The sequence below is a fragment of the Hyphomicrobium sp. CS1BSMeth3 genome, from assembly GCF_900117415.1.
Taxonomy (GTDB): Bacteria; Pseudomonadota; Alphaproteobacteria; order Rhizobiales; family Hyphomicrobiaceae.
The window spans coordinates 907258-933238 of record NZ_FPEI01000006.1; the positions used below are offsets into that span (position 1 = coordinate 907258).

A 25981-nucleotide genomic window follows, 5' to 3' on the forward strand; every position below is an offset into this window, starting at 1 on the left:
CACGACGTTGGACCCCACCTATGACGCCCATACTGGCGCGCGTGGGGTACGTTTGTCAAAGGTTTGTCGCCGCGCGAGCACAACCGCCGCTCGGATGACGGCACTGCGGGCTCGCCTCTGCTCTCTCAGGGCAATCAGCCGCCTGCGAGCAGCTTGTCGACCTCGGCAACGAGGTCCTTCAGGTGGAACGGCTTGGAGAGGACGCGCGCGTCCTTCGGCGCCGGCTTGTCGCTGTTGAGCGTCACGGCGGCGAAGCCGGTGATGAACATGATCTTGAGCTCGGGATCCAGCTCGCTCGCCCGACGGGCCAGCTCGATGCCGTCCATGCGCGGCATGACGATGTCGGTCAGCAGCAGCGAGAAGGGCTCTTCCTTGAGCCGGTCGAAGGCCTCGGCGCCATTGGCGAAGGCAATCACTTCGTAGCCGGCCTTGGCCAGCGCGCGCGTGAGGAAGCCACGCATTGAATCGTCGTCCTCCGCGAGCAGAATGCGCTGCGCGGAAAGTGCCGATGCTTTCGCCGTCATGCCTCGTGCCCCCAATCCTTCCCCATTCAATATACGGGGTACTATGCACCGAGCGAGCTGGTGACGCCGGAATCTGACGCCAATTTGGTAAACTGCAAGTGAATGCACAGCATTTAGTCGATGGCGTGTTCTAGGTGTGACGCGGTCGCGAGAACGTGTCCAACAGAATTCGCACTCGTGTGCTAGCAGTGTGTCGGCGTCGGTCCGACTGCACCCGGAATGCGTAGAATGCTTTGAAAGTGCAGACTTCTGCGCCGCGTCGATCCTGCTCCACCACAATCTTTTCATGGCTGCGCGCTAAGGATGGACAGTGACGACTGCGCTTGGCAAAGTTATTTATGAGCTGCACGGCAGTTGGCGCGAGTCTCGACACGAGGCGAATGACGACGCGACGACTGAAGACGTGACGCAAGCGACCGCGACCAAGGGCCATGCTGGAAACAGAGCGCACCGCCATCGAGCAGCACCTGACGCCACCATATCTGCTGGCGGTGCCGCGCGTGCAGACGGTACCTTTCGTTTTCTGCTCGCCGCACTCCGGGCGCGTCTATACCGACGCTTTCCTGGCGGCCTCGCGGCTTACTGCCAGTTCTCTGCGCAAGTCGGAGGACTGCTACGTCGATGATCTCTTCGCGGGTGTCGCGGCGCTCGGCGCCCCGCTGATCGCGGCCCGCTTTCCCCGCGCCTATGTCGATGTGAACCGCGAGCCCTACGAGCTCGATCCCGAGCTTTTCGAGGAGACGCTGCCGGCGTTCGCCAACAGCCGCTCGATCCGGGTCGCGGGCGGGCTCGGCACTATCGCGCGCGTCGTTGCCGATGCCGAGGAGATCTACAAGGGCCGGCTGCCGCTCACCGTCGCGCTCGAGCGCATCGAGCGGCTCTACAAGCCGTTCCACGGCGCGCTTGCTTCGCTCATCGACGCGACGGCGCGGCGCTTCGGCGCCGCCATGCTCATCGACTGCCATTCCATGCCATCGTCGTCCACGGGATATGTCGGGCCGCAGCGGCCGGACTTCGTGCTCGGCGACCGCTTCGGTGCCTCGTGCGATGGCCGCCTCACGCGTTTCCTGCGCGAGGAACTGACGGCGCTCGGCTATACCGTGCACCTCAATCGCCCGTACGCCGGCGGCTACATCACCGAATACTACGGGCGCCCCCAGCGCGGTCTTCATGCGCTGCAGATCGAGATCAATCGGGCGCTCTATCTCAACGAGCGCACGTTCGAGAAGAAACCCGGCTTCGCCGTCGTCGAGCGCCATCTGCGCACGGTGGTCGCGCGCCTCTTCAATGAGCTGCCGGGCATGCTCGGCGGCCGCGAGGCGGCGGAGTAGGCCTCTCTCGCATTCCAGCCATCCTCCATTGGCTCGCGCCACGCGTTGCGCGTCGCCGCGGTGTGCGTCTATCCTCGCTCTGTTCTCAGGGCGGGGCGGAATTCCCCACCGGCGGTATGCAGCGCGAGCTGCGAGCCCGCGAGCGCCTTCCGTAACGGAAGGGTCAGCAGATCAGGTGCGAGGCCTGAGCCGACGGTCACAGTCCGGATGAAAGAGAACGCGCAATCCCGGCGTGCTTCGGCGCGCGGGGCTGCCCGTGATCGCCTTGGGTGACGTGTCCAAACCAAGGAGGATCACCGTGACACACACCCGCTATGCCTTCATCAAAGCTCGCTGGCACGCCGACATCGTCGATCGTGCGCTCGAGGGTTTCTGCGAGATCATTCCTGCGGAACATGTCGATGTGTTCGACGTGCCCGGCGCCTTCGAGATGCCGCTTCTTGCGCGCGACCTCGCGGCGAGCGGGCGCTATACGGCTGTGGCTGCGGCGGCCTTCGTGGTCGATGGGGGCATTTACCGCCATGAGTTCGTGGCGCAGGCCGTCGTCGATGGCCTGATGCGCGCAGGTCTCGATACGGGCGTGCCGGTGCTCTCGGTTTCTCTCACGCCGCAGCAGTACCGCGAGGACGAGCACCACAATCGCATTTTCCGCGCGCATTTCGTCGAGAAAGGACGCGAGGCCGCGCGAGCAGCGATCATGATCACCAAGACGCGGGCTGAGGTCGCCGCATAGTCGCACGCGATGCGAGCTGCTTCGCAGGCGGGGCTTTCGCCCCGCACCCCAACCGGGGAGACCCCGGACCCCCTTCTTTTTTTAAACTTGGAGTGCGCGGCAGACGCGACAGGTCCCTTCTCCCCGTCTTTCACGGGGAGAGGGGGAAGTAGGGCGCAACACGCGAGCGCTATCCGCTCGCGGGCGATGGGGCGCGATCGGCACCGGCGCACAGCAGTCATGAGCGCGCGACTGCGCGCCGGCCGGTAGGCCGTACCAGGAAGCCACAGCACCCCTTCCCAGCAGCCCGCGGCACACAAATAAAAGAAGGGGGTTCGGGGTCTCGTCGTGTCGAAGACACGCGCCTTCGGCACGATACGGGTGTGGGCGGTAGCCCGCTCGCGCTGAAAGCGCGATCCCTTTACGCCTCCGCAGCCGCCCGCGCCGGGTTCCAGGGCGCGGCACCGATGCGCGCACGCGCGGCGTGGTACTCGCGCGCAAGACGATCGACCAGCTCGGCCGCCGGCACGATGGCCTTCATGCTGCCAATACCCTGGCCGGAGCCCCAGATGTCCTTCCACACCTTGCGGCGCTCCGCACCCGAGGCGAAGTCCATCTTGGAGGGATCGCCCGACGGCAGGTTCTCGGGATCGAGGCCAGCGCGGGAGATGGACGGCTTCAGGTAGTTGCCATGTACGCCGGTGAAGAGGTTCGTGTAGACGATGTCGTCGGCGCCGCTTTCGACGATCATCTGCTTGTAGGGCTCAATGGCGTTCGCCTCCTTGGTGGCAATGAAGGCCGAGCCGATATAGGCGAGGTCCGCGCCGGCTGCTTCTGCCGCGAGGATGCCATCGCCCGACCCGATGGCGCCCGAGAGTGCGATCGGGCCGTCGAACCACTCGCGCACCTCGCGTACGAGCGCGATAGGGTTGATCCGCCCGGCGTGGCCACCAGCGCCGGCCGCGACCAGGATGAGGCCGTCGGCGCCTTTCTCGATGGCCTTCCTGGCGAAGCGGTTGTTGATGACGTCGTGGAGAACGATGCCGCCATAGGAATGCACCGCCTCGTTCACCTCCTCGCGCGCGCCGAGCGAGGTGATGACGATCGGCACTTTGTGCTTCACGCACAGCTCGACATCATGCTGGAGGCGTTCGTTCGTGCGGTGGACGATCTGGTTGACCGCGAAGGGTGCCGATGGCCGATCAGGATGCTTGGCGTCCCACGCAGCGAGCTCGTCGGTGATCCGCTTCAGCCACTCGTCGAGCAGCTCGGGTGGGCGCGCATTGAGGGCCGGGAACGAGCCGACGATGCCGGCCTTGCACTGGGCAATGACGAGATCCGGATTCGAAACAATGAAGAGCGGCGACCCGATCACGGGGATACGCAGGCGCTTCTTGAGGAAATCGGGGAGCGACATGCTGTCAGAGTATCCTGAGTAGGGGAGCAGGGCGCTCCGCGGGCGGATGACGAGGCAGCCTAGCAGGGTCGCCGGGCTGCCGTCATCGGGAAGTCGCGAAAGGCCGCAGAGTGGTGGTCAGCGTCGCTGTGGTGCCGGGGCCTAGGTGGCGGGCATCATCGCCGGCCCAGGCGGTCTCCATGCAGAGCATCCGCCGGTACTCTTCCTGTGCCATATCGGCGAGGCGGGCGGATTTCTCCACCCACGGGTTCCAGACAACAAGGCTGCGGCTCGTGCCGGCGCCATCCACGTCGATGGTGTGGGAGCCTTCGTTCAGGCGCGCGGACGTCGCCGCGTAGATCCGGTCGACCTCGCGATCGAAGATCACGGCGCCCTGCTGGACTTTGCGCGTCCATCCGTCGAGCGTATCGATATAGGCCGCGCCATCGAGCCCGCTGACGCTCACACCCGCAATGTCATCCACCGCGAGATAGGTGTGCAGCGCCGCTGAAACCGGAACGGTCGCCGAGCCCTCGTTGCGGGTCGTCAGCGACACGCGAAGTTGGTCGCTCAGATCCACATCCAAACGCGCCAGCAGCGTCTCATGCCGCAGCGTCATGGTCACATGAGCGGGAGCTTGCTCGATCAGTTCCCACGTTTTGATACGCGCGACGCCATGCGCGGGTTGGGTTCTGGCCGTCGGATGCGCACCGAACCAGGGCCAGCAGACTGGAATGCCGCCCCGTAGAGGCTTGCCGGGAAGACGGATCGTCGAGCACCACAGCATATCGCGCCCGCCATGCTGCCAGGCGACGACCTGCGCGCCCTCCAGCGCGACCAGTGCCTCATCGGCGCCGTGCGTGAGCCGCACCACGCGGCCCGCCAGGGGGTGTTCGGAAAACGGCATGCTGCGTCGCTCGCGCCCGGAGGTTCAGGCCAGGAGAACGCGCGTGACGTCCTCGCCAGTCTCGGTATCCACGACGACGAAGGCGATCCCGCGCCTCAGCCAGCCGCGGAGATCGGCGAGCGTCACATACCGGCCCCGCCCGGTTTCATAGAGGCGCGAGCGGCCATACCGTTTCACGAGGATCGGCGCCGTCACCATGATTGCCTACCCGAAGCGCGCCTTCGACACCTCGAGGGTGTCCTCGATGGTCCTGAGGCCGGTGGTCGGGGCCGAGACGAGCACCGCCATGTTGCCGGGCTTGTGCTGGTTGCGCAGCATCCGCGTGTGGGCTTTGGGGATCTGCTCCCAGGGAAAGACCTCGGACATGCAGGGATCGACGCGGCGCTCGACGACGAGCCTGTTGGCCTGCGAGGCCTGGAGGAGATTGGCGAAGTGCGAGCCCTGCACGCGTTTCTGGTGCATCCAGAGATAGCGGGCGTCCATGGTGAGGTTATAGCCCGTGGTGCCGGCGCAGATGACGACCATGCCGCCGCGCTTCACGATGAGCACTGACACGGGGAACGTCGATTCGCCTGGGTGCTCGAAGACGAAATCGACGTTGTTGCCCTTGCCCGTGATCTCCCAGATGGCGGCGCCGAACTTGCGTGCTTCCTTCATCCACGCCGCGTACTCGGGTGTGTTGACCTTGGGCATCTGGCCCCAGCAGTTGAACTTCTTGCGGTTGATGACGCCGCGCGCGCCGAGCTGCATGACGAAGTCGCGCTTGTCATCCTCGGAGACGACGCCGATCGCGTTGGCGCCCGCTGTTGCACAGAGCTGAATGGCCATGGAGCCGAGGCCGCCTGAAGCACCCCACACGAGCACGTTGTGGCCGGGACGCAGAATGTGCGGACGATGGCCGAAGAGCATGCGGTAGGCCGTCGCGAGCGTGAGCGTGTAGCAGGCCGCTTCTTCCCACGTCAGATGCTTTGGCCGCTCCATGAGCTGGCGATCCTGCACGCGGGTGAACTGCGCGAAGGATCCGTCGTGCGTCTCGTAGCCCCAGATGCGTTGTGAGGGCGAGAACATCGGATCGCCGCCGTTGCATTCCTCGTCGTCGCCGTCGTCCTGATTGCAGTGGATGACGACCTCGTCGCCGACCTTCCAGCGCTTCACCTTCGAGCCGACGGCGTAGACGATGCCGGACGCGTCGGAGCCGGCGACGTGATAGGGCTGCTTGTGGCCGTCGAAGGGCGAGATCGGCGTGCCGAGCGCGGCCCAAACGCCGTTGTAGTTCACGCCCGCGGCCATCACGAGGACCAGCACGTCGTGGCTGTCGAGCTGCCAGGTCGGCACGACCTCGACCTGCATGGCGCTCTCGGGCTCGCCGTGGCGCTCCTTTCGGATGGCCCAGGCGTACATGTTCTTGGGTACATGCCCCAGGGGTGGGATCTCCCCTACCTCATAAAGGTCTTTCAGCGGCGCTTCGGTGGGAACGGGCTGCAAAGCCTGAGCTGAACTCGCCATGGGACACCTGCTTTGGTTGCGGGTGCGAACAGCATGACAGAGTAAATACTGCGCTGCAATATCAGATTGTGGCGGTGCACTTTGTTGAGTGCCGCGAGCTTCTGGGAAGGGGCGCTTCGCAGCCCTACCGCTGTGCTATGCCGGCGGCGGTAGATTTGTTTTCTTGCCGCGGGCTGCTGGGAAGGGGTGCTTCGCAACCTCTCCGTGGTGCTATGCCCGCGGCGGCCATAGCGACAGCGCAGCGTATGACGCGCTCCACTTCTCCCTCTCCCCATTGTCTTCAATGGGGAGAGGGCCGGGGTGAGGGGCGACGGGATACTCTGACGTCGCATAAGCTCCCGCCCCTCATCCTAACCTTCTCCCCGTCAGAACGGGGAGAAGGGACATGGCGGCGCCAGCGGCGAACTCCAAATTCATAAAAGACGGGGGTGCGGGGGTGTCCGTTGTGTCGAAGACACGCGCCTTTGGGTGCAGGGGTCATGTCGGAGACATGCCTCTGGCATGATGGCCCTGCTCGCGCCGGAGGCGCGATCGTCAGGCCCGCTGCGAGGCCTTCAGGGCCTGGTCGAGATCCTCGATGATGTCGCGGGCATCCTCGAGGCCGATGGAGAGGCGCACGAGCTCCTCGCCGACGCCGGCGCGGCGCAGCTCCTCCGCGCTCATCTGCTGATGTGTGGTGCTCGCCGGATGAATGACGAGCGACTTCGCGTCACCGATGTTCGCGAGGTGCGAGAGCAGGCGCAGGCGCTCGATGAGCACTTTGCCAGCGCGGCGAGCACCGCCTTCGCCTGAGCCCTCCGGCGCCTTGAGGCCGAAGCTCATGATGGCGCCGGCGCCGCGCGGCATCTGCTTCTTCGCGAGCGCGTGATCGGGATGGCTCTCGAGGCCGGGATACTTCACCCAGGCGACGGCCGGATGCTTTTCGAGGAAGGACGATACGGCGCGGGCATTCTCGACATGGCGCGCCATGCGCACGTGCAGTGTCTCGATGCCTTGCAGGAGGTAGAAAGCGTTCGCCGGGCTCATGCAGGCACCGAAGTCGCGCAAGCCCTCGGCACGCGCGCGCGAGATGAAGGCGGCGGGGCCAAACTCTTCGGCAAACGAGAGGCCGTGATAGCCGGCATAGGGCTCAGTGATGGTCGGGAACTTGCCGGATTTCACCCAGTCGAAGCGGCCGCTATCAACGAGCACGCCGCCGATGGCGACGCCATGGCCGCCGAGGAACTTGGTCGCCGAGTGCATGACGATGTCGGCGCCGAAGTCGAAGGGCCGGCAGAGATAAGGCGTCGAGAACGTCGCATCGATCATCAGCGGAAGGCCGTGATCGTGTGCCACCTGTGCGACGGCTTCGAGGTCGAGCACTTCGAGGCCGGGATTGCCGAGCGTCTCGGCGAAGACGAGGCGCGTCTCCGGGCGGATGGCGGCCGCGAAGGCAGCGGGGTTGCGCGGATCGACCTGCGTCGTCGTGATGCCGAAGCGCGGCAGCGTGTGCACGAACATGTTGTGCGAGCCGCCGTAGATGCGGTTCGAGGCAACGATATGCCCGCCCTGGCCCATGAGCGTCGCGATGCCGAGATGGAGCGCTGCCTGTCCGCTCGCGGTTGCGACCGCGCCGACGCCGCCTTCGAGCGCCGAGATGCGCTCTTCCAGAACGGCCACCGTCGGGTTCGAGATGCGCGAGTAGATGTGGCCCGCGCGCTCGAGGTTGAACAGCTCCGCGGCGTGGTCGGCGTCGTGAAAGACGTACGACGTCGTCTGGTAGATGGGCACGGCGCGAGCGCCGGTCGTCGGATCGGGCTGCTGTCCGGCGTGCAGCGCGAGCGTGTCGAAGCGGGGATACTGGTCGTCGGCCATGCTGGTGTCCCGATGCCGAAGTTCGCCTGAGGTTGATGCTAGTGTAGCCAGCGAACTTCGGAATCAAAAGAGACACGAGATTCAGAGCCTGCAGTGTGAATCAGATCGGGAAATTCGCGCGGCGCTAACACCGGAGCTTTGGCGAATTTCTCGATCATCACACTGGGACCTCCAAAACTCGATTTATTCAGTAGCGAAGGGGTCTCTCCCCGACAACCAGCACGTTATGGTGCCTATCCAGCCCCTTCCGGCCGCTCTGGGGATTGCGGGGACGGGAAGGGCGCTGCAGGGCTTGCCGGGCCACGAATCACCTAACGCTAGGCCCAACGCGTGGGGTCGTGTGCAGCGCCCGGGTCGGCAGAACCGGGTGGCGCAGCGTCGGGGGAGAGAGGACATGGTTTTGGGTCGTGTCGGAAGGCGTGTCGCGTCGCGTCGCGTGATTGGTATGGGCAGTTGTGTTGCGACTGTTCTGGTGCTGGCCGGATGTGGCGCTAGCGATGTGCTGCAGAGCCTCGGCACACCTTCGCCCGCGCTCAACATAACGCCAAAATCCGAGGCGCCCGCCCGAGACGTGGCGCCAGGAGAAGCAAAGGCCGCTCGTGCGCGCCTCGGCGAGGCCGCGACGCTGGCTGCGGCGCGTGCCAATCCTCGCGATGTCGAGGCCACACTGGCGGCCGCCGGCATCCTGCGCCGGCAAGGCGACAGGGCCGGTGCGCTGGCGCTTCTGGATGCTTCGGCGGCTGTCGTGCCGAATGATGCGCGCCTCTTGCGCGATCGCGGTCTTCTGGCGCTCGAGCTCGGTGCCGTGCCGCGCGCCCGCGATCACCTGAGGAAGGCTATCGCGAACGGCAGCCGCGATTGGCAGACGCATTCTGCGCTTGGTACGGCGCTCGCGGCAGGCGGCGATCAGAAGGGGGCGCAGCGCCAGTTCGCGGAAGCCTTGAAGCAGATGCCGGACAACCCGGTGGTGCTGAACAATCTCGCGCTCTCGATGATGCTCGAAGGCCGGCGTGGCGAGGCCGAGCAGATGCTGCGGCGTGCGTCGGCAGGACAGGAGAAGGTGGGCGACGTGCGCGTCGCGCAGAACCTCGCGCTCGTCAGCAAGATCAGCGAGCGTGACGGCAAGGCGGCGAGCAGACCGGCAGAGACTCCGCCACAGCCAAAGCAAAGCACTGCGCCGCCGGCGCCGGCGAAGGACCTGAAGAAGGATGCCGCCGCCCCTGCGACGCTCAAGACAGCGCGCGTCGACTAGGGCGCGGGCGGGCCTCGCTCCCGATCAGGGCGAGGACTGCAGGGAAGTCACTGTGCGCCCGCGCACATCGTAGACGGTGGCGAACGGCACGCCATCGCGGGTAACCTCGGCGGCGATAGGCGCGTTGATCTCGCGGCAATAGAACTCGCGCAGCACGAGGGCAAAGTCGGCGCCGCGCGGATTGCTGGTCGTCTGGAACTTCGGGCCGAGCTCGACCTGCGCGACGCGCTGCGGTCCGCACACGGCGACGATCCAATACGTGCGGCCGGCTGGGGGCATGGCCTGCCGCGCCTCGATATTCTCGCGAAGCTGCTCGGTCGCCTGCTTGAAGGCGAGGCCCCAGTAGTCGAGCATGTACCCGCGGTCGGCGCCGCGCACGCCTCCCGCCAGGGTGTTGAAATAGGCATACTGATAGGGATGGAGCCGCACCATGTCCGCGGCTGCCGCCACGATGCCGAGCCCGAGCACGGCAATACCACCGACCAGGACGGCCCTGCCTCGTGCGTGCAGCCATTCGAGCAAGGAAGCGCCGGTCACGCCGGCAACCACGGCGATCGGCGGCACGATGAAGAGGAAGTGGCGCAATCCATTGTAGAGCGCGGGCCGCGAGATCATCGCATAGGCAACTGGAATGACTGCCGCGCCGAGCACGAGCAGCAGGCTGGCGCGCCGATTGACCGGCAAAGTCCGTCGCGTGGCCGCGAAGAGGATGCCGGCGAGGCCGGCGACGGCGAGAACGAGGACGGTCTCCGGCAGTTTGAGTGCGAGCAGGCGCGGCACGTAGCTCGACGGCATGTCCGGCACCAGCACCGGCACGCCGTCGTACATCTCGCGCCAGGGCTTCTCGAAGAAGTGCGAGAAATAGGCGATGGCGCGAACTGGATTGAGAGGCTCGAGAACCGACCACGGCCAGAGCAGCCCCATGATCGCATAGCCGAGCGGCAAGCCCGCCGACATCACCAGGACGAACCAGCCGAAGTTCCGGGCCGCCTTGTGCACGCCCACCTTGCGGATGTCGGCCCCGACGAGCAGCGCGAGCGGCGCGATGACGAACAGGACTGCGATGCCGCCGAGAATGCGCGTGCCGATCGCGAGGCCGAGGGCGCATCCGAGAAGGATCACGGCGCCGCGCGATGGCGATGGGTATTCCTCGAGCGCGCGCACCAGGGCAAAGAGCAGCACGCACATGGCCACGGCGAAGGGACCGTCCTTCGCATTCATGAACATATGGCCGTAGTACATGGGCGTCGTCGCGAGCAGGACGAGCGCGAGCAGCCCGGCGAGCGGTCCGCCGAGGCGCCGCGCGAGGCGCCACACGACGGCGAGACCGATGATCCCGACAACGGCGCCCATGAGCCGCCGGGTTTCGAAGATGCCGAACGGAAGAAACTTGGCGACGAGTGCGCTCAGCAGGTCGAAACCACCTCCGTACATGTAGAGGTTGACAAAGCTCAGTGCGCGTCGGTCGGTGAAGCCGGAGCCGTAGAACGCCAGCAGCAGGTCGCCGTATTCAGAGTGCGTGTAGTCGTCCCAGCCAAGGCCGTACTGGCGGAAGGTGAACGCCGCGAAGACGCCCACGACGAGCAGCACGGCAAGAGCCATGCGGTCGTACAGGGCCTCGGTGAAGCGCACGGGTGTTACAGCCGGCAACGGCGAGCGCGCGGTCAGCATGTTGATGTGGATGTTTCTGGCGGCGGGACGGAGGGGTGTCTGGATGGGTAGGCGCTAATCTTGAGCGCCCATCATGTACGCCAAATGAACAATTCAGGCGTGCGGCTCGGCGTCTCAGGCCTGACGCTGCCGTGGGCGTGAGGTCGTCAAAAGCAAACCGGCCCGATTTGCGCATCGGGCCGGGGTAAGATCTTTCGGCGGATCATCCGTGGGGAGGGGCGAACCTCCCGCCGCGCTCAGCGGAGCCGCGCGTTGATGCCTTCGAGCGCCTTGGACCCGGGGCAGAGCTCGCTCATCGGCAGGCCATTGAGCGGCCGCTCGTCCGTGCCGAGCACGTCGTGCAGGTCCTGCTGCTCCTCATTCACGTAGAGGAGGCCCGTGACGATCGTGCCTTTTGACGCGTTCGTGCGGATCGTGTGGATGGCCATATCGGCATCACGCGGATCATGGCCTTCGCCGACCTTGTAGAGCATGAGGTGCGAGCCGTCGTGCAGCTCGACCGAGGTCGACGTGCCCTCGTCGTATTCCGTCGTGATCTCCTCCTTCGGCTCGACGTAATCGAGCTTGTTCTCGGAGGCCATATTGTGCTGGCGGACGTACTCGTAGCTCTTGGTCGAGGCCGGGTGATTGTTGAAGGTCACGCACGGGCTGATCACGTCGATGAAGGCAAAGCCCTTGTAGCTGATCGCGGCCTGGATGAGCGGCAGGAGCTGGCGCTTGTCACCCGAGAACGAGCGCGCGACGAAGCCGGCGCCGAGCTGGATGGCCATCTGGCAGAGGTCGATGGCGTCGAAGGGATTGGCCTCGCCCTTCTTGGAGGGTGAGTTCTTGTCGTTCGTCGCCGAGAACTGGCCCTTCGTCAGGCCATAGCAGCCGTTGTTCATGACGATGTAGGTCATGTTCAGCTTGCGCCGGACGGCATGACAGAACTGGCCGAGGCCGATGGAGGCCGTGTCGCCGTCACCGGACACGCCGATGTAGACGAGATCGCGATTGGCCATGTTGGCGCCGGTCGTGACGGACGGCATGCGCCCGTGCACCGAGTTGAAGCCGTGGCTGCGCGAGAGGAAGTACGTCGGCGCCTTCGACGAGCAGCCGATGCCGGAGATCTTCGCGATCCGGTGCGCCGGCAGATCCATCTCGTAGCAGGCTTCAATGATGGCGGCGGTGATCGAGTCGTGCCCGCAGCCGGCGCAGAGCGTCGACATGGAGCCTTCGTAGTCGCGCCGCGTGAGGCCCAGCGCATTGCGCGGGAGAGCCGGATGATGGGCGGAGGGTTTGGCGATGTAGCTCATGGCTAGTGTCCCGATTCCGAAGTTCGCCAGATCTCGATGCTGGTGTCCCGAGCGAACTTCGGAATCAAAAGGGACACTAGAATCATAATCTTGCTAGTGTGATGATCGAGAAATTCGCTCCCGACCCAGCACCGTGACATGGCGAATTTCTCGATCATCACACTAGGGTCCTGCTACTCGGCGGCCGCAGCTTTTTCGGGTTGGAGATGCGCGAGCACGGTCTTGCGCACGAAGGCGGCCGTGGTCGGCATTCCGTCGTAGCTCAGCGCCGGAATGAGCTTGGTGGCGGGAATGTCGGCTTCGGTGATCAGCAGCGAGCGCATCTGCGCATCGCGGTTCTGCTCGAGCACGAAGATCTGGTCGTGCGCTGCGCAGAAGGCCTTCACATCCTCGTTGAAGGGGAAAGCCTTGAGGCGCATGGCATTGAGGCGCACGCCGGTGCGCTCCAGCTCATCGAGGCCTTCGATCACCGCAGGTCGCGTCGCGCCGAAGTAGATGATGCCGACCTTTGAATTCTTGTCGCGGGTCTCGATCTCGGGTTTCGGCACGACCGTCGCCGCCGTGTCGAACTTGCGCCGGATGCGGTCGATGACGCGCGCGTGGATGCGGCCGTCCTCGGTGTAGCGGGCGTACTCGTCGTGGCTCGTGCCGCGCGTGAAGAACGAGCCCATGGAGGGATGTGTGCCCGGCAGCGTGCGATAAGGAATCGCATCGCCGTCCACATCGAGGTAGCGGCCCCAGGGCTTGCCCTTGACGGTCTTGAAGGCCTCGAGCTGCTCGGCCGAGAGCACCTTGCCGCGGCTCTGCTCGCGCGAGTCGTCCCAGGTGAAGGGATCGGTCATCCAGTCGTTCATGCCGATGTCGAGATCGGACATGACCATGATCGGCGTCTGCAGAAGCTCGGCGAGATCGAAGGCTTCCGCACCCATCGAGAACACCTCGGTGGGGTTCGAGGGGAACAGCAACACGTGTTTCGTGTCGCCGTGGCTCGCATAGGCGCAGGAGATGATGTCCGGCTGGCCCGTGCGCGTCGGCATGCCCGTCGACGGCCCGCCGCGCTGGATGTTGAAGAGCACGACCGGCACTTCGGCGAAGTAGGCGAGGCCGAGGAACTCGCTCATGAGCGAGATGCCGGGGCCCGAGGTCGCCGTGAAGGAGCGTGCGCCGTTCCAGCCCCCGCCGATGGCGACGCCGATCGCGGCAAGCTCGTCCTCGGCCTGCACGATGCCATAGAGGCGCTTGCCTTCCTTGGTCACGCGCAGGCGCCGCGCGTACTTCTCATAGGCTTCGGCAAGCGAGGTCGATGGCGTGATCGGATACCAGGCGCAGACCGTGGCGCCGCCGTACACGGCAGCGAGACCGCCGGCGTCGTTGCCCGTGACCATGATCTTGCCTTTGGCACCCTCGGCCGGGCGGGCGTGGATCGAGAGCGGGCAGGAGAAATGCTCGCGCGCGTAGTCGCGGCCGAGCTGCACGGCCTGCAGGTTGGCCGTCATGAGCTTTTCTTTGCCCTTGAGCTGATCCGAGATCACGCCCTTGAGGGCCTCCATGTCCATGGACAGCAGCTCGACGAGCGCGCCCACGTAGACCATGTTCTTGAAGAGCTGGCGCTGGCGGGCATCCGTCCACTGCTTGGCGCAGATATGCGCGATCGGGATCGGCAGCAGCGTGATGTCGTCGCGCGGCCAGATACGCGGCATGGAGCTGTCGTAGAGCAGCCAGCCGCCGGGCACGACCTCGGCGAGGTCCTCGGCGTACGTCTGCGGGTTCATGGCGACCATGAGGTCGATGCCGTCGCGCCGCGCGAGATATCCCGCTTCGGAGACGCGCACCTCGTACCAGGTCGGCAGGCCCTGGATGTTCGAGGGGAAGATGTTCTTCGGGCTGACCGGGATGCCCATTCGGAACAGCGTCTTCGCCACCATCGTGTTGGCGGACGCGGAGCCCGATCCATTGACGGTGGCGAACTTGATGACGAAATCGTTGATCCCGCTCATGGTGTCGTCGTTGTCCTCATTCCAGCAGGGCGCCCGCCGCGATTATCCTTCGTCAGATGCGGGCCGGCCCTTTCCTCCCGTTGGGTTGGCAGATCAAGCACTGAGATAAGCATTGTGATGGGCGAGGCAGGCCGAAGAGGCCTGCGCTTCCGCATACGCGTACTTCTGCATGTCCCAGGCGCCGGTCGGACAGCGCTCCGCACAGAGCCCGCAGTGCAGACAGACGTCCTCGTCCTTGGCCATGATGCGCCCGGTCTTGAGCGGACCCGAGACGTAGATGTCCTGGGACTTGTTGAGCGCGGGGACGCGCAGCTCCTTGCGCAGATCCGCCTCGTCGTCGTTCTCCGTGAAGTTGATGCAGTCGACCGGACAGATGTCCATGCAGGCATCGCACTCGATGCAGAGATTGTCCGTGAAGACGGTCTGCACATCGCAGTTGAGGCAGCGCTCGACCTCACGCGCGGCGATCTTGTCGTCGAAGCCGAGCTCCACTTCGAGCTTGAGGTTTCTCAGCGAAACTTCGAGCGCCGCGTGCGGGACCGCCTGGCGCTTCTGCGGGTCGTAGTTGTTGGAGTACGACCACTCGTGGATGCCCATCTTCTGGCTGACGAGCGTGTGGCCGGGCTTCGGCCGGTCGACGAGGCTGCGGCCGTGGCAGTAGGCGTCGATCGAGATCGCAGCCTGATGGCCGTGCGAGACGGCCCAGATGATGTTCTCCGGGCCCCAGGCAGCATCGCCGCCGAAGAAGACGCCGGGAACGGAGCTCATGAACGTCTTGCGGTCGACGAGGGGCTGGCCCCACTCGTTGAAGGTCATGCCGATGTCGCGCTCGATCCAGGGGAAGGCGTTCTCCTGGCCGATGGCCATCAGCACGTCGTCGCAGTCGATGGTGACGAGCTCGCCCGAGGGCTCGAGCTTGGGACGGCCCTTCGCATCGACGCCCTTCTCGACCATCTTCTCGAAGGTCACGCCGGCAAGCTTGCCGTCCTTCACGACGAAGGCCTTCGGCGCATGGTTGTCGAGGATGGGGATGCCCTCGTGCAGCGCGTCCTTGATCTCCCAGTCCGAGGCCTTCATGACCTTGCGGGGTGAGCGCACGGTGACCGTCACGGCTTCGGCGCCGAGGCGGAGCGCTGTGCGGCAGCAGTCCATGGCCGTGTTGCCACCGCCGATGACGACGACACGGCGGCCGATCTTCTCGACATGTCCGAAGGCGACCGACGTCAGCCAGTCGATGCCGATGTGGATATTGGCGGCAGCTTCCTTGCGACCCGTGAGCTCGAGATCCTTGCCCTTGGGCGCGCCCGTGCCGACGAAAACGGCGTCATAGCCTTCGCCGAGCAGCTTCTTCATGCTCTTGATCTCGGCGCCGAAGTTGGCCTTCACGCCGAAGTCGAGAATGCGGCCCACTTCCTCGTCGAGGACGCTCGCCGGCAAGCGGAACGAGGGGATGTTCGTGCGCATGAGCCCGCCGGGCACCGGATCGCGCTCGTAGAGCGTGATGTCGTAGCCGAGCGGCATGAGGTCGCGCGCGACAGCGAGAGAAGCAGGGCCGGCGCCGATGAGCGCGACGCGCTTGCCGTTCTTCTGCGCGGGGATCGGGGGAAGCAGGGAGTCGATCTCGCCCTTGTAGTCGGCAGCGACGCGCTTCAGGCGGCAGATCGCGACCGGCTCGGCATTCTTCTTCGATGGATCCTTGGCATTGCCTTCATCGCCGACCTGAATGCGGCCGCGCCGGCAGGCGGGCTCGCAGGGGCGGTCACAGACGCGGCCGAGAATGCCCGGGAAGACATTCGACTCCCAATTCAACATATAGGCCGCTGTGTAGCGGCCTTGGGCAATCAGGCGGATGTATTCGGGGACGGGGGTATGCGTGGGGCAGGCCCACTGGCAATCGACGACCTTGTGAAAGTATTGCGGATCGGTGATGTCCGTTGGGGGAGTACGACCTCGCTTGCGTGCTCTGGCCGCGATTTCACTCGCCTGCATCTCGCCTTTATCCCTGGCTCGTTCCTGTGCCGGGGAGCCATCCTTGCCGAACGGTGCCGCGGGCTGCAAGTGCGCCCTCCAGCCCCGCCACAAGGATTATTGCCCCAGCCCCTTGATGCGGCCCCTTTCGAAGCGGGGCCTGCAACTTAGACTCTCTATAGCTGGTGCCATGAACCTTGGCCACAAGGCTTCACGCATTGCTGAGTGGAATGAATGGCGGGCAAAGCAGAACGGCCCCACCGTGGTCAGGTGAGGCCGTTGCAGTGCCGAATTTCTCGATGCGACCGTGCTGCGGCGCACAAATGATCAGAAGAGGCCTTCGAACTTCTTCTTGAAGCGCGAGACGCGGCCGCCGCGGTCCATGAGCTGCTGGTTGCCGCCAGTCCACGCCGGGTGCGTCGACGGATCGATGTCGAGCTGCAGCGTGTCGCCTTCCTTACCGTACGTCGAATACGTCTGGTACGTGGTACCATTGGGAAGCGCCACGGTGATCATGTGATAGTCGGGGTGGAAGTCCTCGGTATTCTTCATCTCGTCTCTCCGGGCGGGAGCGCGACCAACGCGATTGCGGCGCTAGTGGCGCCGGGCCTTGGCGGTGGTCGGGGTGAAAAGCTGGTGCGCTCTATACAGAAAGCGGGGCGCCGGCACAAGGGCACCCGGCTGGTCCCGGGCCGGCCGGACTGCCGCAGGCGAGGACCGCTCTGCGGACTTTTCGGTCCGCTATGCGGTCCGAGCAATTGACCGGCTGAGACTTTTTGCTACGGTCCGCCGGTAAAGGATCCCAAAATGACCGACCGCGAGCGCCGGGTTTCACCTTTCGATGCCGAGAAAGGCCGCCCCAATATTGAAGGCGACTACCTCCGCGAGGAGGTGCGACTTGCGAACCGCAATTCCGGTATCCTGCTCGAGGCGCTGCGCCACGACGTAACGCCGACCGGTCTCCACTACCTGCTTAACCACTTCGACGTGCCCTATGTGGCCTCGGCCGCCGACTGGACGCTGAGCGTGACCGGCCGCGTGCGCACGCCGTTGAAGCTCTCCATGGCCGAGATCCAGGCCCTGCCTGCGAAGACGCTCCGCGTGACGCTCGAATGCGCCGGCAACGGCCGGGCAAACATCGGGCTGCGCCGCCAGAGCATGCCCTGGATGTATGAAGCCGTCGGCACCTCGGAGTGGACGGGAACGCCGCTCCGCCACGTGCTCGAGCGCGCCGGGCTGCTGCCTGATGCCATGGACATTGCCTTCCTCGGCATCGACCGCGGCTTCGACAAGATCTTCCACGAGTACGGCCGCTCGCTCCCGCCGCAGCTCGCGCTCAACGATGACGTGTTGCTCGTGTGGGCCATGAATGGCGCGCCGCTGCTGCCGCAGCACGGCTTTCCGCTGCGCATGATCGTGCCGGGCTGGTACGGCATGGCAAGTGTGAAGTGGCTCGACCGCATCGAGGTGATGGACAGCCCTTACCAGGGCCACCAGCAGGTCGGCAGTTATGTTTACAAAGAAACCGCGGACGATCCCGGTGTGCCGGTCACGCATATCCGCGTGAAGTCGCTGATGGTGCCGCCGGGCATCCCGGACTGGTATACGCGCCATCGCCTCGTCGCTCCGGGGCCGGTGACGGTCATGGGGCGCGCCTGGAGCGGCAATGGCGTGCCGGTGGCGCGCGTCGAGTTCGGCGTCGACGGCAAATGGCAGGATGCCGAGCTCGGTCCGGTCGACGGCCGCTATGCCTGGCGGAGCTGGCAGGCCGTTTGGGATGCGCGCGAGGGCGAGTACGAGATTGCCTGCCGGGCGACGGACGAGAACGGCGATACGCAACCGCTCGAGGAGCGCTGGGATCGCAGCGGCTTCGGCAACAACATGGTGCACAAGATCGGGGTGACGGTGCGGGCATGAGCAGCGCGGCAGAAACAATGATCGATGTCCGCGTCTGGCGCGGCGGCGAGGAGGGCGAATACCAGTCCTTCTCGGTGCCGCGGCGAGACAGCCAGACGGTGCTCGATGTCGTCACCTGGATCCAGCGCAATGCCGATCCGACCCTCGCCTACCGCTTTGCGTGCCGCGTCGGCGTGTGTGGCTCGTGCGCGATGACCGTCAACGGGCGCCCGCGCTGGACGTGCCGCACGCACGTCTCGAAGGTCGTCGAGGACGGGCGCCTCGAGATCGGGCCGCTCGCCAATCTGCCGGTGATCCGCGATCTCGCCGCGGACATGAGCCCGTTCTTCGACAAGTGGCAGAAGGCAGAAGGCACGTTCGTTCCTTCACGCACGCGCCACGAGCCGCTGGAGACCATCAGCCCGGAGAGCGCCGAGCGCCAGGCCGCGGACGCCGCCATCGAATGCATCAATTGCGGTGTTTGCTACGCCGCCTGCGATACCGTGCGCTGGAGCCCGGAGTATTTCGGTCCCGCCGCGCTCAATCGATCATGGTCGCTCGTCAATGACGTGCGCGATGCGGGCAACCTGAAGCGTCTTGCGGCTGCGGCCAGCAACGGCGGCTGCCACAACTGCCATTCGCATCAGTCCTGCGAGCAGCTTTGCCCCAAGGGGCTCAATCCGACAGCCTCGATTGCCGGCCTCAAGCGCCGCACCATGCAGGCCTACATCCGCGGAGAGATTTCGTGAGCGCCGTCCGCCTCTACACATGGCAGCGGCTGACGGCTGTCCTGATGGTGCCGCTCATTGCCGTGCATCTCATCGTCATCATCTACGCGACCAATCGCGGGCTCAGCGCTGCCGAGATCCTCGGCCGCACGCGCGGCAGCATCGCCTGGGGGCTCTACTACAGCCTGTTCGTCGTCGCGGCCTCGATCCATGGCGCGATCGGCGTGCGCGGCGTCGCTCGCGAGTGGCTCGGCTGGCGCGAGACCGCGCTCGACCGTCTGATGTGGATCTTCGGCGTGGTCCTGCTCGTGCTGGGCCTGCGTGCGGTTATTGCAGTGGTGGCCCTATGAGCGCGCGTCCGCACACAACCGGTTATCGCGGCGACCGCCTCTGGCTCGCCGCCATGGTGCACCGCGTCTCGGGCGTGCTGCTCGCGGCGTTCCTGCCCTTGCACTTTCTCGTGCTTGGGCTTGCTATTCGCGGCGAGGCCGAGCTCGACGGCTTCCTGCAGTGGACGAAGTCACCACTGGTGAAGTTCGCCGAGATCGGGCTCGTGCTCCTGCTCGCAATCCACCTGCTCGGTGGCATCCGCGTGCTCGTGATCGAGAACATGCCCTGGCGTGATGGACAGAAGCGCATGGCGACTCTTGCCGCAGTGGCCGCTGTCGGTATCGCCGGCGTGTTCCTGGTCGCGCTGCTCTAGCTACGCATCAAATCAGCGGCGTCCGCCACCGCCGCGGCCACCACCACCCATGGCCCGGCCACCACCGCCGAAGCCTCGACCACCGTCGAAGACCCGGCCGCCACCGCGCGACCAGCCCGCGACGCGCGGGCCACCGTCCCAGCGGGACCACCGCCGCCCGCCATCCCAGCCCCAGGCGGCGACGCGCCGTCCGCCACGCCAACCCCATCCGTCACCCCAACCCCACCACCCAGCGACCCGCGGCCCGCCGTACCATCGGTCGCCGTACCAACCTGCTACTCTCGGTCCACCGTACCACCCGGCGACTCGTCCGCGGCGGCCCCAATTTCCGCAGTCGCCGCCGACGGGCTCAGCCATGCTTGTCGCGCCGGCGACGGTTGGAGGTGGTGTGATGGGCGCAGCTTGAGCAGGACCGTGCGGGATCACCAACACGGATAGTCCCATCAGAGAAACAGCAACGTAGCGTGTGTGCATTGTCATCTCCTCTGGTGCTGCCGCCGGCAGAATGTCCAGGCGGCCGAATTGCACAGAGGCTACGCCCCGCCCTAGAGGTGCTGCACCCGTTGTGTCATCGAGAAATGCGGCTGCGAACCCTGGCTCGCGGCACGCGATGGTTGCGAGATCGCGCACGCAGTCGTTGCAATCCTGCGGGATCACATTCGCGCGACGGCTTTACTGATCACGGTGCTTTAAGTGAGCACGATCAGTGGTGGTAGTGGCGACGGAAATAGGCCCGCGACTTGCCGGGATTCCACATCGACCACTGCTTGTAGCCGTAGAAGTAATAGTGGCAGCGATACCAGTCCTTGCCCTTGCAGTGGCGGTGGCTCCACTTGCCGGGAAGATGACGATGCTCCTTCAGGGGTGGAAGCCATCCCTTGCGGCACTTGCGATGCCGGTAACCGCGCTTGCCGTGGTGCCGGTGAGCGCGATGGTACGTGCGATGCCCGACCGTCTGCACGATGCCGGGCTCGGCGCTCGCGAGAGCGCGGGCCGAGAGTGGTGCGGCCATGGCCGGCCCTCCGTGCATCGCCAGAGCGGCAAGGACCATGAAGGAAAGCGCGCTGACGCAGATACGCATTGGTCAACCTCCTGAGGTGCAGCCCGTGCACTCAACGCGCGACGAGGGCTGAAAGTCTCACCGGGACTATCCGTAGACCACGGAGTGGCTGCAACCCCCCTTGGTCCGAGCCGCCGACGGGAACAACGGGCCTGCCGCTGCGGCACGAGCCTTGCACAGAATGTCGCGGGAGTGTCGCGGACCGGGAACGCCGATCCGCGACGCGCGTTGCTCGCATGGTGCAAGTGACTAGGAAAAGACCATGTCTCTGAATTCGCTCGAACATTCAAATCGCCTGATCAACGACAACCGTCGGCGCATTGAGCTGTTCCGGGCCGAGATGGCCGCGGAGTCGCTGAACGGCACGAGCGCAGCGCTTCGCCTGCGGGTGTTGCAGCAGATGGAACTGTCCCTCGCGTGCCTGGAGCGGCACCGGGATGCGCTGGCCATGCGCCTCGGAAGCGGCAGGCTCAACAGTCAGAGTGTCTGAGCGGCGCCAATATCAACCATTTGTTTACCTTAGCGACCGACTCTCCCTTCTGCCGGCGATCGCCTGAGCGCGCTGCCGGAAGGGGCGTCGCGTCATGAGGTTCATCGCCGTCATCCTGATCCTGCTTGCCGCGGGCAAGCTCGGCTATCACCAGTATCTCTATCGCGCGGCCACGGCCGACGTGATGGTCGCGACTTTTCGCGATCAGGCGGTTGCTGCGTGTCAGCGCGATGCGACAGCAACGGGCCTCGCCGATCGCGCGGCCTGGGCGACCCCAGCGCAGGTCTGGTTCGGCGTCGGCAATCCGCACGCCGATGTCTCCGTCTGGCAGGTGGATCATGCGCGCTGGGGCGAGCGCTATCGCACGCCCTTCATCTTCGTCGCGACGGCAGGCGCCTCCAGTGGTCCTGTGTGCGCCTATGACATCAGCGCACGCCGCACCATGGTGCTCCCGCTCGGGCACTCCTGAGCCGTGGCTTAATTGCCGATCCGCGACCTGACAAGGCCGCTGCCATCCGCTAGAACGGCTCCCGAACCATCGGTTTCTTCATGGGAGCAGAACAATGGCAAAGGTGGCATTTATCGGCTTGGGCGTGATGGGCTATCCCATGGCGGGGCATCTGCTCAAGAAGGGCGGCCATGAGCTGACCGTCTACAACCGCAATGCCGCCAAGGCCGAGGCCTGGGTGAAGGAGTACGGCGCCGGCAAGACCGCTGCGACGCCGGCCGAGGCCGCCAAGGATCAGGATTTCGTCTTCTCCTGCGTCGGCAATGACGAAGACCTGCGCGCCGTGACGCTCGGCAAGGACGGTGCTTTCGAGAGCGTGCGCAAGGGCGCGGTCTTCATCGACAACACGACGGTCTCGGCCAACATCGCGCGCGAGCTTTATGCAGCGGCCAAGGCAAAGGGCTTCGGTTTTCTCGATGCGCCTGTCTCGGGCGGTTCGGCCGGTGCGCAGAACGGCGTGCTGACGGTCATGGTCGGCGGTGAGGCCGATGTGTTCGCCAAGGCCGAGCCGGTGATCGCGGCGTTCGCGCGCATGGTGACGCTGATCGGTGCGCCGGGTGCGGGCCAGCTCACGAAGATGGTCAACCAGATCTGCATCGCGGGCCTCGTGCAGGGGCTCGCCGAGGGCGTTCATTTCGCGCAGAAGTCGGGCCTCGACATTTCGAAGGTCATGGAGACGATCTCCAAGGGTGCAGCCGGCTCCTGGCAGATGGACAACCGCTGGAAGACCATGTCGGAAGCCAAGTACGACTACGGCTTTGCGGTCGACTGGATGCGCAAGGATCTCTGGATCGCGCTCGAAGAGGCGCGCCAGAATGGTGCGACGCTGCCCGTCGCCGCGCTCGTCGACCAGTTCTATGCCGAGGTGCAGCGCCTCGGCGGCAAGCGCTGGGATACGTCGAGCCTGCTCGCGCGCCTCAATCAGAATTGAGGGCGCGGGCGCGGCGCTTCAGACCTTGATCGGTACGGTCTTCTCGACGCTGATGCCTTCGGGCGTCAGCGCGCACTTGAGTGCGATCGCCTCGACGCCGACCTCGAGCGCCTCGGCAAGTCCGCCGGCATAGTTCGGATCGATGTCGCGCGCGAACGTGAGGCGCGTCGCATCATTGCGCTGAATGAGGAAGACCATCACGGCGCGATGGCCCTCGCGCACCATCTGGCTCAGCTCCAGCAGGTGCTTGAGGCCCCGCGCGGTGACCGAATCCGGGAACTCGGCGATGCCCGCTTCGCGCATCATGTGCACGTTCTTGACCTCGACATAGGCGGGCGGCTTGCCGGGACTTTCGAGCAGGATGTCGATGCGGCTGTTCGTGCCGTACTTCACCTCGCGGCGCAGGCTCTCGTAGCCCTTGAGCGATGCGACGCGCTTGCCGAGGATCGCCTCGCTGACGAGCGCGTTCGGGTGGTTGGTGTTGATGCCGACCAGGCTCGGACCCTTGCCGAGGTTCACCTCGAGCATTTCCCACGTGTGCTTGTACTTCCGTGTCGGGCTGTCCGAGATCGAGACCCAGACCGGCACGCCCGGCGTCGTGAGGCCCATCATGGAGCCGGTATTGGGGCACGTCGCGGTGATCACCTCGCCGCTCTCGAGGCGGACGTCGGCGAGAAAGCGCTTGTAGCGCTGGATGAGCGTGCCGCGGAGGAGTGGCGTTTGGAACTGCATGGCAAGTACCGTTCGGAGCGTCAGCCGTTCGGTGCGTCGTAGCACAGTTCGGTGTGAAAGGAGCGGTGCAGGTGCCTCCGCGCTACACCCGGCCGGAAACGTCGTGACGGGGATGATCCGCGCACAGCCACAATGATACGCTCAGCACATTACGCTGCGCATATCTCGGCATGGAGGGGGTTGATGCGTTCCCATTGGAGGCTTGCTGCGCTGTTTGCAGTCATCGTTTCAGCCATGGCCATGGCCCCGAGTGCGATTGCACAGTCACGTGAGGATAGGGCGCGAGCAGTGAAGGGGCCGGATGCGGTGCCGGGGAACTACCGGCAGGTCATCGCACGCCATTTCGCGGCGAATCCGCCGCGGTACAAGCTTTTGAACGCGCTGATATCGCCCCCCGGCATGTGGAATTCCCCGTTGGGTGCGTCATGGTCGGCGCCCATCGCCTGCGCGCGGCTCACCGTCGAAACCTCATACTCGCCGTCAACCTACACCGTGGGCTTCCGCTTCAGGAACGGACAGATCATCGAGGCCTTCGATCCCGAGTACAACAATCCCGCGGCGGGCGGCCTATTCACGGCGATGCTGAAGAACTCCGTCACCTGTGGCCCGCTCACCTATAGGCCGTATCCAGAACTCAAGCAGACGCTGCGGACGAAGCGCTAGCAGGTTCCTGCGCGCCCCAACCGATCGGGAGGGCTGCCATCCGCTGCTTTGGGGTGGCGGACGGGCCGATTTCCGCTAGCATCGCCGCTGGCCGGGTCCCGAGAGCCCGGAATGGGGCTGGAAGCAAGGAACCATGATCGACAAGCGGGTGAAGTCCATCGCCGAGGCGATGCAGGGAATCAAGGACGGCTCGACCGTCATGTTCGGCGGCTTCGGGGCTGTGGGCCACCCGGCGCATCTGATCGATGGGCTCATCGAGCAGGGCGCCAAGGATCTGACGCTGGTCGGCAACAATGCGGGATCGGGGCGCGTCGAGCCTCTCGTGCGGCTGCTGGCGGCCGGGCGTGTGCGCAAGATCATCTGCAGTTTCCCGCGCAGTGCCGGTTCGGTCGTCTTCGACGAATTGCACAAGGCCGGCAAGCTCGAGCTCGAGCTTGTCCCGCAGGGCACGCTTGCCGAGCGGATCAGAGCCGCAGGCGCCGGCATTCCCGCCTTCTACACGCCGACGGCCTATGGCACGGCTCTGGCTGAAGGCAAGGAAGTGCGCGAGATCAACGGGCGCCACTATCTCCTCGAGCACGCCATTCGCGCCGATGTGGCGCTCGTCGAGGCCTACCAGGCGGATCGCTGGGGCAACCTGACCTACAAGCTCTCGGGCCGGAATTTCAATCCGATCATGGCCATGGCCGCGAGCCTCACCATCGTGCAGTCGCAGCATATGGTCGAGCTCGGCGACATCGGCCCCGAAGATGTGCACACGCCGGGCGTTTTCGTGCAGCGCGTCGTGCATGTGCCCTACGGCGGTCCCGCGTCCAATCTGGCGACCGCCGGCTAATCCAACACACCCGCGGAGGAATGCATCATGACAGCTACCGCAGCCCGCGCGCCGGCGACCGCCGAAGGCGTCAAGCCCTGGAGCCGGGCGCAGGCGGCCGCCCGCCTCGCGCAGGACATTCCTGAAGGCTGGTGCGTCAATCTCGGCATCGGGTTTCCGCTGCTCGTCTCGAATTTTGTGAAGGGACGCGAGGTCATCTTCCAGTCCGAGAACGGCATCATCGGCATGGGTGGACTGGCGACGGCCGAAACGATCGAGCCCTGGCTCGTCAATGCCGGCAAGCAGAACGTCAACCTCGTCAAGGGCGCCAGCATCGTCCATCACGCGGACAGCTTCGGCATGATCCGCGGTGGCCACATCGATCTCTGCGTGCTCGGCGCTTTCGAGGTTGCCGCGGATGGCGACTTCGCCAACTGGACCACGTCGCTCACGGACGGCGTGCCCGCAGTCGGCGGCGCCATGGACCTTGCGGTCGGGGCCAAGCGGCTCTGGATCATCATGGACCATACGTCGAAGGACGGTCGCCCGAAGCTCCTCGAGCGCTGCGACCTGCCCCTGACGGCGCCGAAGGCTGTCACGCGGGTCTACACCAATCTTGCGGTGCTCGATGTGGGGCCGCAGGGCTTCGAGGTCCTGGATATGGCGCCTGGGCTCACCATGGAGGAGCTGCAGGCCAAGACCGGTGCGCCCTTGCGGCGCAAGGCTTCCTGAGCGACGGCCGCATCGGCGGCGTGGGGCCGGTGTCGGGCCTGAGAATCGAGAAAGGCGCGGATGACCGCGCCTTTCTTGATTCCGATCTCGATCTCACCTCGGGTGCGGAGATCGCGTGTCGGAAGTTAGACCATTCCGAGCACAACTGCGGCGAGAAACGCAAACGACATGATCGCGGCGGCGATGTTCAGCCCGACTTTCAGCTGCATCAAACCCTCCATGACTGATCTGCTCCAGCGTCTGTGCCACGGCACTTCGGGGTGCCAATGAACAAACAGTAAGGTTCGCTAAAGACGCGTGGCAAGGGAAAA

The 25981-nt window shown here is 65.3% G+C and carries 27 protein-coding genes and 1 riboswitch; of the genes, 13 read left to right on the forward strand and 14 right to left on the reverse strand.

Annotated elements, in window-relative coordinates:
* Nucleotides 1-134 precede the first annotated feature (134 nt).
* Nucleotides 135-524 carry a cell cycle two-component system response regulator CpdR gene (locus CS1BSM3_RS19350; protein ID WP_072389652.1) on the reverse strand — a complete coding sequence of 130 codons (390 nt, stop codon included), beginning with the start codon at nt 522-524 and terminating at the stop codon, nt 135-137.
* A 431-nt stretch (nt 525-955) separates the two neighbouring features.
* Here CS1BSM3_RS19350 and CS1BSM3_RS19355 point away from each other — a divergent pair, with 431 nt between their 5' ends.
* Nucleotides 956-1855 (forward strand): N-formylglutamate amidohydrolase, encoded by a 900-nt coding sequence (locus CS1BSM3_RS19355; protein ID WP_072389654.1) that lies wholly within the window; start codon nt 956-958, stop codon nt 1853-1855.
* A gap of 77 nt (nt 1856-1932) precedes the next feature.
* Nucleotides 1933-2078: riboswitch (FMN riboswitch) on the forward strand.
* Between the two features lie 75 nt (nt 2079-2153).
* Nucleotides 2154-2588 carry a 6,7-dimethyl-8-ribityllumazine synthase gene (locus CS1BSM3_RS19360; RefSeq protein WP_072389656.1) on the forward strand — a complete coding sequence of 145 codons (435 nt, stop codon included), beginning with the start codon at nt 2154-2156 and terminating at the stop codon, nt 2586-2588.
* 400 nt (nt 2589-2988) lie between these two features.
* On the opposite strand, the gene CS1BSM3_RS19365 is transcribed toward CS1BSM3_RS19360, so the two are convergent.
* The 5 genes from CS1BSM3_RS19365 to CS1BSM3_RS19385 all read right to left on the reverse strand — a co-directional run bounded on the left by CS1BSM3_RS19365 (nt 2989) and on the right by CS1BSM3_RS19385 (nt 8230).
* Nucleotides 2989-3984, reverse strand: a complete 996-nt coding sequence (locus tag CS1BSM3_RS19365) for an NAD(P)H-dependent flavin oxidoreductase (RefSeq protein WP_072389657.1) — start codon at nt 3982-3984, stop codon at nt 2989-2991.
* An 82-nt stretch (nt 3985-4066) separates the two neighbouring features.
* Nucleotides 4067-4870: a D-hexose-6-phosphate mutarotase gene (locus CS1BSM3_RS19370; RefSeq protein WP_072389659.1), complete on the reverse strand. Its 804-nt coding sequence runs from the start codon at nt 4868-4870 to the stop codon at nt 4067-4069.
* 24 nt (nt 4871-4894) lie between these two features.
* Nucleotides 4895-5068: a polyhydroxyalkanoate synthesis regulator DNA-binding domain-containing protein gene (locus tag CS1BSM3_RS19375; protein ID WP_083528739.1), complete on the reverse strand. Its 174-nt coding sequence runs from the start codon at nt 5066-5068 to the stop codon at nt 4895-4897.
* 6 nt (nt 5069-5074) lie between these two features.
* Entirely contained in the window at nt 5075-6376 is a 1302-nt protein-coding gene (ccrA, locus tag CS1BSM3_RS19380; RefSeq protein ID WP_072389661.1) for a crotonyl-CoA carboxylase/reductase, read from the reverse strand.
* Nucleotides 6377-6910: 534 nt separating this feature from the next.
* The gene (locus CS1BSM3_RS19385) at nt 6911-8230 is read right to left on the reverse strand and encodes an O-acetylhomoserine aminocarboxypropyltransferase (protein ID WP_072389663.1); all 1320 of its coding nucleotides are present in this window, start codon (nt 8228-8230) and stop codon (nt 6911-6913) included.
* 394 nt (nt 8231-8624) lie between these two features.
* On the opposite strand from CS1BSM3_RS19385, the gene CS1BSM3_RS19390 reads away from it, so the two are divergent.
* Nucleotides 8625-9482 carry a tetratricopeptide repeat protein gene (locus CS1BSM3_RS19390; protein WP_143149287.1) on the forward strand — a complete coding sequence of 286 codons (858 nt, stop codon included), beginning with the start codon at nt 8625-8627 and terminating at the stop codon, nt 9480-9482.
* Between the two features lie 24 nt (nt 9483-9506).
* Here the strand turns inward: CS1BSM3_RS19390 and CS1BSM3_RS19395 are convergent, their stop codons facing one another.
* From CS1BSM3_RS19395 to rpmE, 5 genes are all read right to left on the reverse strand, one after another.
* Entirely contained in the window at nt 9507-11153 is a 1647-nt protein-coding gene (locus CS1BSM3_RS19395) for an ArnT family glycosyltransferase (protein WP_244540567.1), read from the reverse strand.
* 236 nt (nt 11154-11389) lie between these two features.
* Nucleotides 11390-12448, reverse strand: a complete 1059-nt coding sequence (locus CS1BSM3_RS19400; RefSeq protein WP_072389668.1) for a 2-oxoacid:ferredoxin oxidoreductase subunit beta — start codon at nt 12446-12448, stop codon at nt 11390-11392.
* Nucleotides 12449-12621: 173 nt separating this feature from the next.
* The gene (locus tag CS1BSM3_RS19405) at nt 12622-14445 is read right to left on the reverse strand and encodes a 2-oxoacid:acceptor oxidoreductase subunit alpha (protein WP_072389671.1); all 1824 of its coding nucleotides are present in this window, start codon (nt 14443-14445) and stop codon (nt 12622-12624) included.
* Nucleotides 14446-14538: 93 nt separating this feature from the next.
* A complete protein-coding gene (locus CS1BSM3_RS19410) occupies nt 14539-16434 on the reverse strand; it encodes an FAD-dependent oxidoreductase (protein ID WP_072389674.1) in 1896 nt (631 codons plus the stop codon).
* Between the two features lie 306 nt (nt 16435-16740).
* Nucleotides 16741-16965, reverse strand: a complete 225-nt coding sequence (gene rpmE, locus CS1BSM3_RS19415; RefSeq protein WP_072389677.1) for a 50S ribosomal protein L31 — start codon at nt 16963-16965, stop codon at nt 16741-16743.
* Between the two features lie 255 nt (nt 16966-17220).
* Here rpmE and CS1BSM3_RS19420 point away from each other — a divergent pair, with 255 nt between their 5' ends.
* From CS1BSM3_RS19420 to sdhC, 4 genes are read left to right on the forward strand one after another with little or no spacing between them, the layout of a single operon-like run.
* The gene (locus tag CS1BSM3_RS19420) at nt 17221-18330 is read left to right on the forward strand and encodes a sulfite oxidase (RefSeq protein WP_072389679.1); all 1110 of its coding nucleotides are present in this window, start codon (nt 17221-17223) and stop codon (nt 18328-18330) included.
* Nucleotides 18327-19058: a succinate dehydrogenase/fumarate reductase iron-sulfur subunit gene (locus tag CS1BSM3_RS19425; RefSeq protein WP_072389681.1), complete on the forward strand. Its 732-nt coding sequence runs from the start codon at nt 18327-18329 to the stop codon at nt 19056-19058. Before CS1BSM3_RS19420 ends, CS1BSM3_RS19425 begins: the two co-directional genes overlap by 4 nt.
* Nucleotides 19055-19387 (forward strand): succinate dehydrogenase/fumarate reductase transmembrane subunit, encoded by a 333-nt coding sequence (locus CS1BSM3_RS19430; RefSeq protein ID WP_072389683.1) that lies wholly within the window; start codon nt 19055-19057, stop codon nt 19385-19387. The genes CS1BSM3_RS19425 and CS1BSM3_RS19430 overlap by 4 nt, the downstream gene beginning before the upstream one ends.
* On the forward strand, nt 19384-19740 hold the full coding sequence (gene sdhC / locus CS1BSM3_RS19435) for a succinate dehydrogenase, cytochrome b556 subunit (protein ID WP_072389685.1): 357 nt from the start codon (nt 19384-19386) through the stop codon (nt 19738-19740). Before CS1BSM3_RS19430 ends, sdhC begins: the two co-directional genes overlap by 4 nt.
* 12 nt (nt 19741-19752) lie before the next feature.
* Here sdhC and CS1BSM3_RS28110 read toward each other — a convergent pair whose 3' ends face one another.
* Both CS1BSM3_RS28110 and CS1BSM3_RS19440 read right to left on the reverse strand, forming a co-directional pair.
* On the reverse strand, nt 19753-20214 hold the full coding sequence (locus tag CS1BSM3_RS28110; protein ID WP_143149288.1) for a hypothetical protein: 462 nt from the start codon (nt 20212-20214) through the stop codon (nt 19753-19755).
* Nucleotides 20215-20443: 229 nt separating this feature from the next.
* Nucleotides 20444-20821 (reverse strand): hypothetical protein, encoded by a 378-nt coding sequence (locus tag CS1BSM3_RS19440; protein WP_072389687.1) that lies wholly within the window; start codon nt 20819-20821, stop codon nt 20444-20446.
* A gap of 241 nt (nt 20822-21062) precedes the next feature.
* Here CS1BSM3_RS19440 and CS1BSM3_RS19445 point away from each other — a divergent pair, with 241 nt between their 5' ends.
* The 3 genes from CS1BSM3_RS19445 to CS1BSM3_RS19455 all read left to right on the forward strand — a co-directional run bounded on the left by CS1BSM3_RS19445 (nt 21063) and on the right by CS1BSM3_RS19455 (nt 22729).
* Entirely contained in the window at nt 21063-21290 is a 228-nt protein-coding gene (locus tag CS1BSM3_RS19445; protein ID WP_072389690.1) for a hypothetical protein, read from the forward strand.
* A gap of 94 nt (nt 21291-21384) precedes the next feature.
* Nucleotides 21385-21759: a hypothetical protein gene (locus tag CS1BSM3_RS19450; protein ID WP_072389693.1), complete on the forward strand. Its 375-nt coding sequence runs from the start codon at nt 21385-21387 to the stop codon at nt 21757-21759.
* A 94-nt stretch (nt 21760-21853) separates the two neighbouring features.
* Nucleotides 21854-22729 (forward strand): NAD(P)-dependent oxidoreductase, encoded by an 876-nt coding sequence (locus CS1BSM3_RS19455; RefSeq protein ID WP_072389696.1) that lies wholly within the window; start codon nt 21854-21856, stop codon nt 22727-22729.
* Nucleotides 22730-22747: 18 nt separating this feature from the next.
* Here CS1BSM3_RS19455 and sfsA read toward each other — a convergent pair whose 3' ends face one another.
* Complete coding sequence (gene sfsA, locus CS1BSM3_RS19460) at nt 22748-23461, reverse strand: DNA/RNA nuclease SfsA (protein ID WP_072389699.1); 714 nt, start codon at nt 23459-23461, stop codon at nt 22748-22750.
* Nucleotides 23462-23749: 288 nt separating this feature from the next.
* Between sfsA and CS1BSM3_RS19465 the strand changes: the two genes are divergently transcribed.
* The 3 genes from CS1BSM3_RS19465 to CS1BSM3_RS19475 all read left to right on the forward strand — a co-directional run bounded on the left by CS1BSM3_RS19465 (nt 23750) and on the right by CS1BSM3_RS19475 (nt 25670).
* A complete protein-coding gene (locus tag CS1BSM3_RS19465) occupies nt 23750-24124 on the forward strand; it encodes a hypothetical protein (protein ID WP_072389701.1) in 375 nt (124 codons plus the stop codon).
* 133 nt (nt 24125-24257) lie between these two features.
* On the forward strand, nt 24258-24959 hold the full coding sequence (locus CS1BSM3_RS19470; protein ID WP_072389704.1) for a 3-oxoacid CoA-transferase subunit A: 702 nt from the start codon (nt 24258-24260) through the stop codon (nt 24957-24959).
* Between the two features lie 27 nt (nt 24960-24986).
* Nucleotides 24987-25670 carry a 3-oxoacid CoA-transferase subunit B gene (locus tag CS1BSM3_RS19475; protein ID WP_072389707.1) on the forward strand — a complete coding sequence of 228 codons (684 nt, stop codon included), beginning with the start codon at nt 24987-24989 and terminating at the stop codon, nt 25668-25670.
* Nucleotides 25671-25981: the final 311 nt, after the last annotated feature.